The 1,066-nt window shown below is 47.8% G+C and carries 1 pseudogene; it reads right to left on the bottom strand.

From position 1 onward, the window contains the following. A pseudogene (locus R7M72_RS25805) lies at positions 1–1,066 on the bottom strand (transcription-repair coupling factor); the annotation flags it as partial.

The following is a 1,066-nucleotide window of genomic DNA, read 5'->3' on the forward strand; positions in this document are numbered from 1 at the left end:
GCGAATAACGGTGTCACTGTTGACGGCTTTTTTGTCTTTGCGACGGCGTTGAATTACGCGATCGCCAAGCAAGTCACTTTCGCATATCAGCGCGAAATTCAGCTCGTCATGAATAAAGCCGTGTTCTGCTGAACCAAGAATCAACGTGAAACGGTGGTCTGACTCCAAAGCGTGATACAGCGATTCTTGCACCACTGGGCGAACTTTGATGCCTTGAAGAAGCTCAGTCAGGGCTTCGCGTCGACCTTCTGATTCCACTGAAAAGATGAATTTGCCCGTAAATTGTTCGCTGAATTGGCGCAGACGAGACAATGGCTCTTTGTTTTGCTGTTGAACGCCAAGTTCTGCCAGTGTTTGTACCGCTAAGTTTTGGCGGCCAGCACGTTTCACTACTTTCTCTAGGCTGAGCTGTGCCTGAGGAAGTTGTTTGAAGTGTGCAAACAATTCGTCTTTCTTGAGCCACAAATCATGTGGGGCAAGAAGTGGACGCAGAGGATCAATTTTCTTTTGATCGTAGCGATATTCGACGTCATTTAAGAATGTGTCGACAGCTGCTTCAATGTCGCCGTATGTGATCAGCTGCGAATCTTCAGGTAAGTAGTCGAACAGGGTTTCGGTATGGTCGAAGAACAGTGGTTGCCAGTATTCAATGCCTGCCGGCCACGTTCCTTTGGTGACTTGCATGTAGATGGATTCTGGCTCGCGTCTCGCCTCAAACTGGGTGCGCCAACGAGTACGGAAATCTTCAATCGCTTCTTTCGTCGTTGGGAATTCATGCGCAGGCAGCAATTGGATTTGCTGAATGTCTTCAATAGAACGCTGGTTTTCTGGATCGAAAGTGCGAATGGTGTCGATTTCATCATCGAAAAAGTCAATACGGTAAGGATCAGCACTGCCCATCGGGAATAAGTCGAGAATCGAACCTCGGCTCGCGTATTCACCCGGCCCAAACACTTGGTCTACATGACGGTAACCCGAGTTCTCTAATTGCACTCTCAGGTTTTCTAGCGAGAAATTATCGCCTGTTTTGACCATTAGTGTGTGCTGTAACAAAAAATCTCGCGGA

The organism is Vibrio sp. YT-18 (assembly GCF_033337345.1).
Lineage (GTDB): Bacteria > Pseudomonadota > Gammaproteobacteria > Enterobacterales > Vibrionaceae > Vibrio > Vibrio alginolyticus.